This window comes from Blastomonas sp. AAP25 (assembly GCF_001295965.1).
GTDB lineage: Bacteria > Pseudomonadota > Alphaproteobacteria > Sphingomonadales > Sphingomonadaceae > Blastomonas > Blastomonas fulva.
Window position 1 is genome coordinate 1 of sequence record NZ_LJHP01000048.1, and the last position, 5,985, is coordinate 5,985.

Genomic DNA, 5,985 nt, shown 5'->3' on the forward strand with positions numbered 1-5,985 from the left:
TGGCATTGCCAGAATTGTTATTGGAGATTGAGGTGATAGCGGTGTGTGGTGAGGATTGAGTGAGACGCGTGGCGGCCCCGGAAGCAGGGTGCTTTCGGGGCTGGTGTTTGTTTCTGGTGTGGGTTTTGTGTGGTGTGCGAGGTTTGGAGATGGGCCCCGGATCAGGTCCGGGGCAGCGAATTGCTAAACTCGCTGTGCTCATTGAGCAATTCTGCTGGTTGCGGGAGCAGGATTTGAACCTGCGACCTTCAGGTTATGAGCCTGACGAGCTACCGGGCTGCTCCATCCCGCGCCACCAACTGAGCCCTTTTGAGGGCTGAGCCCTAGAGGGCCGAAAACCGCCCGCAGCATATTGCCGGGGGCGGTTGTTCGACGATCATGAATGGGTTTTTCCATATGCACCGGCTTCAATGCCTGGCGACGCCCTACTCTTCCAACGCTTAAGCGGTAGTACCATCGGCGCAGTCAGGTTTCACGGCCGAGTTCGAGATGGGATCGGGTGGGGCACTGACGCTATGGCCACCAAGCAATGAAGCAGGTGCATATGGTTTTTAATCGATGCGGTTATACATTCAGATTTTGAAGACGATTATTCTTGGCGAATATCCGGCTTAATCATCCTTACACCAATGTTGTCATTGATGGTGGAACTCTCAAGCGCGAACAGAGTGATTAGGACCGGTTAGCTCCATGCATTACTGCACTTCCACACCCGGCCTATCAACGTGGTGGTCTTCCACGACTCGATGATAACTTATCTTGAGGGAGGCTTCCCGCTTAGATGCTTTCAGCGGTTATCCCGTCCATACATAGCTACCCTGCTGCACTCCTGGCGGAATGACAGGTACACCAGAGGTATGTTCAACCCGGTCCTCTCGTACTAGGGTCAACTCCTCTCAATTATCGACGCCCACGGCAGATAGGGACCAAACTGTCTCGCGACGTTCTGAACCCAGCTCACGTACCACTTTAATTGGCGAACAGCCAAACCCTTGGGACCTGCTCCAGCCCCAGGATGTGATGAGCCGACATCGAGGTGCCAAACGATTCCGTCGATATGAGCTCTTGGGAATCATCAGCCTGTTATCCCCGGCGTACCTTTTATCCGTTGAGCGATGGCCCTTCCACGAGGGACCACCGGATCACTATGACCGACTTTCGTCTCTGCTCGACTCGTCAGTCTCGCAGTCAGGCGAGCTTATGCCATTGCACTCTAACAGACGGTTTCCAACCGTCCTGAGCTCACCATCGCGCGCCTCCGTTACTCTTTAGGAGGCGACCGCCCCAGTCAAACTACCCGCCACAGAGGGTCCCTGCACCGGATAACGGTGCGAGGTTAGACATCAGAAAACAACAGGGTGGTATTTCACCTATGGCTCCACGACAGCTGGCGCCGTCGCTTCAAAGCCTCCCACCTATGCTACACAGTTCTTTCCTAATGCCACTCTGAAGCTGCAGTAAAGGTGCACGGGGTCTTTCCGTCTAACCGCGGGTACTCCGCATCTTCACGGAGAATTCAATTTCGCTGAGCATGTACTGGAGACAGTGGGGAAGTCGTTACGCCATTCGTGCAGGTCGGAACTTACCCGACAAGGAATTTCGCTACCTTAGGACCGTTATAGTTACGGCCGCCGTTTACTGGGGCTTCAATTCAGAGCTTGCACTCCTCCTCTTAACCTTCCAGCACCGGGCAGGCGTCAGGCCCTATACGTCGTCTTGAAGCCGACTTAGCAGAGCCCTGTGTTTTTGCTAAACAGTCGCTACCCCCTGGCTTGTGCCCCCTACACACGGTTGCCCGCATGTAGGGCCTCCTTCTCCCGAAGTTACGGAGGTAATTTGCCGAGTTCCTTCAGTACACTTCTCTCAAGCGCCTTGGTATACTCTACCATCCCACCTGTGTCGGTTTAGGGTACGGTCTATACGGAGGGGCTATTTCCTGGGACAACTTCGAAGCCAGACCAATCCAATAAGGCCTGACAACTTACGCCATCCGTCACACACCTCCAGGCCCACGAATATTAACGTGGTTCCCATCGACTACCCCCTTCGGGCTCGTCTTAGGGGCCGGCTTACCCTGCTCAGATTAGCTTTAAGCAGGAACCCTTGGGATTTCGGCGAGAGGGCATCTCACCCTCTTTATCGCTACTCATGTCAGCATTCGCACTTCCGATACCTCCACGGTCGGTTACCCTCCCGCTTCATCGGCCTACGGAACGCTCCGCTACCGCTTGGATCAAAAGATCCAAACCCTAAGCTTCGGTACGTATCTTGAGCCCCGTTACATTTTCGCCGCAGGATCTCTTATTTAGACCAGTGAGCTGTTACGCTTTCTTTAAAGGATGGCTGCTTCTAAGCCAACCTCCTGGTTGTTTTGGAAATCCCACATGCTTTCCCACTTAGATACGATTTGGGGACCTTAGCTGTAGGTTAGGGCTGTTTCCCTTTTGACGACGGACCTTAGCACCCGCCGTCTGTCTGCCGGACTAACTCTGTGGTATTCGGAGTTTGGTTAGGTTTGGTAGATCTCGCGACCCCCTAGCCCATCCAGTGCTCTACCCCCACAGGTAAACATCCGACGCACTACCTAAATAGTTTTCGCGGAGAACCAGCTATTTCCCGGCTTGATTGGCCTTTCACCCCTAAACACAACTCATCCGACAATTTTTCAACATTGAACGGTTCGGCCCTCCAGTGCGTGTTACCGCACCTTCAGCCTGGTCATGCCTAGATCGCCGGGTTTCGGGTCTAATCCATCAAACTCAGTCGCCCTATTCAGACTCGCTTTCGCTGCGCCTACACCTAACGGCTTAAGCTTGCTTGATAGATTAAGTCACTGACCCATTATACAAGAGGTACGCTGTCAGGCCTCAAGGACCCTCCAACTGATTGTAAGCATTCGGTTTCAGGTACTGTTTCACTCCCCTCATCGGGGTGCTTTTCACCTTTCCCTCACGGTACTTGTTCGCTATCGGTCATGTACGAGTATTTAGGCTTGGAGGGTGGTCCCCCCATGTTCAGACAGGATTTCACGTGTCCCGCCCTACTCGAGTCCTGATGTTTCATTTTCGCATACGGGGCTGTCACCCGCTATGGCCAAACTTTCCAGAATGTTCTGCTAATTAAACACCAGGCACTGGCCTGGTCCGCGTTCGCTCGCCACTACTAACGGAATCTCGGTTGATGTCTTTTCCTCCGGGTACTGAGATGTTTCAGTTCTCCGGGTTCGCTTCACGAAACCTATGTATTCAGTCTCGCAATACCTTTGCCCAATTACCCAGCCCGTGATTGCTCACGGGCGAGATAATCGGGATAGGTGGGTTTCCCCATTCGGAAATCGCGGGATCAAAGCTTGCTCACAGCTCCCCCACGCTTATCGCAGCGTGCCACGTCCTTCATCGCCTGTACATGCCAAGGCATCCACCAAATGCTCTTACCTCACGCTTGAGAGTCCACACCACCAATGACAACATTGGTCGATCGCTCGAGACACGGTCTTGTAAGCCGCGCCCCACACGAACGTACCACTCGGCTGCTGCCATGGTTTGCTCGGTGTGGATGATTTATCTCAGCCAGATATTCATTAGTTAAAATGAATGTATGTGATTGGCATACGTGACCCACCTCTTTCGAGATCGGCACGATGCAACCACGGCATCGATTAAAAAACCCATTCACAATGTCAAAGAGCAGGCCACTCATGGGCCCGCACACCGGCTACGGATAAATCCGCGCCGGAATATGTTGTCTTCATCTCTGGAGAAATGCGTGGTGGTGGAGCCTATCGGGATCGAACCGATGACCCCCTGCTTGCAAAGCAGGTGCTCTCCCAGCTGAGCTAAGGCCCCCAACCATGATCGCCGCTCTTTCGTGTTCGCACACAAAGCGAGCAGCGCGTCTATAATGGTGGGCCGAGTAGGAGTTGAACCTACGACCTCACGCTTATCAGGCGTGCGCTCTAACCACCTGAGCTACCGGCCCCACCTGCGGCCTTTCGGCTTAGGCGGGCAAGCCCGGGCTGCCCAAAGGCGGCGTTATCCGCTGCTCGCAAACATGTGAAAAACACACATTCGCGACAGCGAAATCTCCAGGATGAAGGGACATGAGGACGACGGCAATGTTCTTTGGAACGGAAGAAGCTCTTCCCGATACGAGGATCTTGCGATCCAATCAGGCGCTTTCTGCCAATATCCTTAGAAAGGAGGTGATCCAGCCGCAGGTTCCCCTACGGCTACCTTGTTACGACTTCACCCCAGTCGCTGAACCCACCGTGGTCGCCTGCCTCCCTTGCGGGTTAGCGCAGCGCCTTCGGGTGAATCCAACTCCCATGGTGTGACGGGCGGTGTGTACAAGGCCTGGGAACGTATTCACCGCGGCATGCTGATCCGCGATTACTAGCGATTCCGCCTTCATGCTCTCGAGTTGCAGAGAACAATCCGAACTGAGACGGCTTTTGGAGATTAGCTTGCACTCGCGTGCTTGCTGCCCACTGTCACCGCCATTGTAGCACGTGTGTAGCCCAGCGTGTAAGGGCCATGAGGACTTGACGTCATCCCCACCTTCCTCCGGCTTATCACCGGCGGTTTCTTTAGAGTGCCCAACTTAATGATGGCAACTAAAGACGAGGGTTGCGCTCGTTGCGGGACTTAACCCAACATCTCACGACACGAGCTGACGACAGCCATGCAGCACCTGTGTGCTAGCCAGCCGAACTGAAATAATCCATCTCTGGAAAATATACTAGCCATGTCAAACGCTGGTAAGGTTCTGCGCGTTGCTTCGAATTAAACCACATGCTCCACCGCTTGTGCAGGCCCCCGTCAATTCCTTTGAGTTTTAATCTTGCGACCGTACTCCCCAGGCGGATAACTTAATGCGTTAGCTGCGCCACCCAAGTTCCATGAACCCGGACAGCTAGTTATCATCGTTTACGGCGTGGACTACCAGGGTATCTAATCCTGTTTGCTCCCCACGCTTTCGCACCTCAGCGTCAATACTTGTCCAGCGAGTCGCCTTCGCCACTGGTGTTCTTCCGAATATCTACGAATTTCACCTCTACACTCGGAATTCCACTCGCCTCTCCAAGATTCAAGCTATCTAGTTTCAAAGGCAGTTCCGGGGTTGAGCCCCGGGCTTTCACCTCTGACTTGAATAGCCGCCTACGTGCGCTTTACGCCCAGTAATTCCGAACAACGCTAGCTCCCTCCGTATTACCGCGGCTGCTGGCACGGAGTTAGCCGGAGCTTATTCTCCAGGTACTGTCATTATCATCCCTGGTAAAAGAGCTTTACAACCCTAAGGCCTTCATCACTCACGCGGCATTGCTGGATCAGGCTTTCGCCCATTGTCCAATATTCCCCACTGCTGCCTCCCGTAGGAGTCTGGGCCGTGTCTCAGTCCCAGTGTGGCTGATCATCCTCTCAGACCAGCTAAAGATCGTCGCCTTGGTGAGCCTTTACCTCACCAACTAGCTAATCTTACGCGGGCTCATCTTTGGGCGATAAATCTTTGGTCCGAAGACATCATCCGGTATTAGCAGTAATTTCTCACTGTTATTCCGAACCCAAAGGCAGATTCCCACGCGTTACGCACCCGTGCGCCACTAGACCCGAAGGTCTCGTTCGACTTGCATGTGTTAGGCATGCCGCCAGCGTTCGTTCTGAGCCAGGATCAAACTCTCAAGTTGTGTCACACATCCCAGCAGCACCGAATAAACCGGCTAACCACCAGAACATGAGCTTCAAGGAGCCGTTCCTGCACATTTCTTTACGTATGGATACGTGAAGGACATATAGGAACGACTTATTGCAACCGGTATCTGAGGCCTTGAACTCCTCAGAACCGGGCGCCGTCGCCCACATGTCCCTTCATCTAAAATCACAATGTCAAAGAGCATGGCCAAAGCCACCGCCGACAAAAGTAGCGGACAACCAGTGTTCCCCGATTTTCCTACCGGGGGACTTGGCGTCCGTCTATGTTGGCGACCGG

General features: G+C 53.7%; 3 tRNA genes and 3 rRNA genes. All 6 read right to left on the bottom strand.

Annotation, left to right across the window (positions count from 1 at the left end):
• Positions 1 to 215: 215 nt before the first annotated feature.
• Positions 216 to 292: transfer RNA gene (locus tag IP68_RS19550), tRNA-Met, on the bottom strand.
• Between the two features lie 120 nt (positions 293 to 412).
• A 5S ribosomal RNA gene (gene rrf, locus IP68_RS19555) occupies positions 413 to 527 on the bottom strand.
• Positions 528 to 652: 125 nt separating this feature from the next.
• A 23S ribosomal RNA gene (locus tag IP68_RS19560) occupies positions 653 to 3,444 on the bottom strand.
• A gap of 325 nt (positions 3,445 to 3,769) precedes the next feature.
• Positions 3,770 to 3,845 (bottom strand) — tRNA-Ala (locus tag IP68_RS19565).
• A 56-nt stretch (positions 3,846 to 3,901) separates the two neighbouring features.
• A tRNA-Ile gene (locus IP68_RS19570) sits at positions 3,902 to 3,978 on the bottom strand.
• 216 nt (positions 3,979 to 4,194) lie between these two features.
• Positions 4,195 to 5,683 (bottom strand): 16S ribosomal RNA (locus IP68_RS19575).
• Together the 16S, 23S and 5S rRNA genes with 3 tRNA genes alongside form the textbook arrangement of a ribosomal RNA operon.
• Positions 5,684 to 5,985 lie beyond the last annotated feature (302 nt).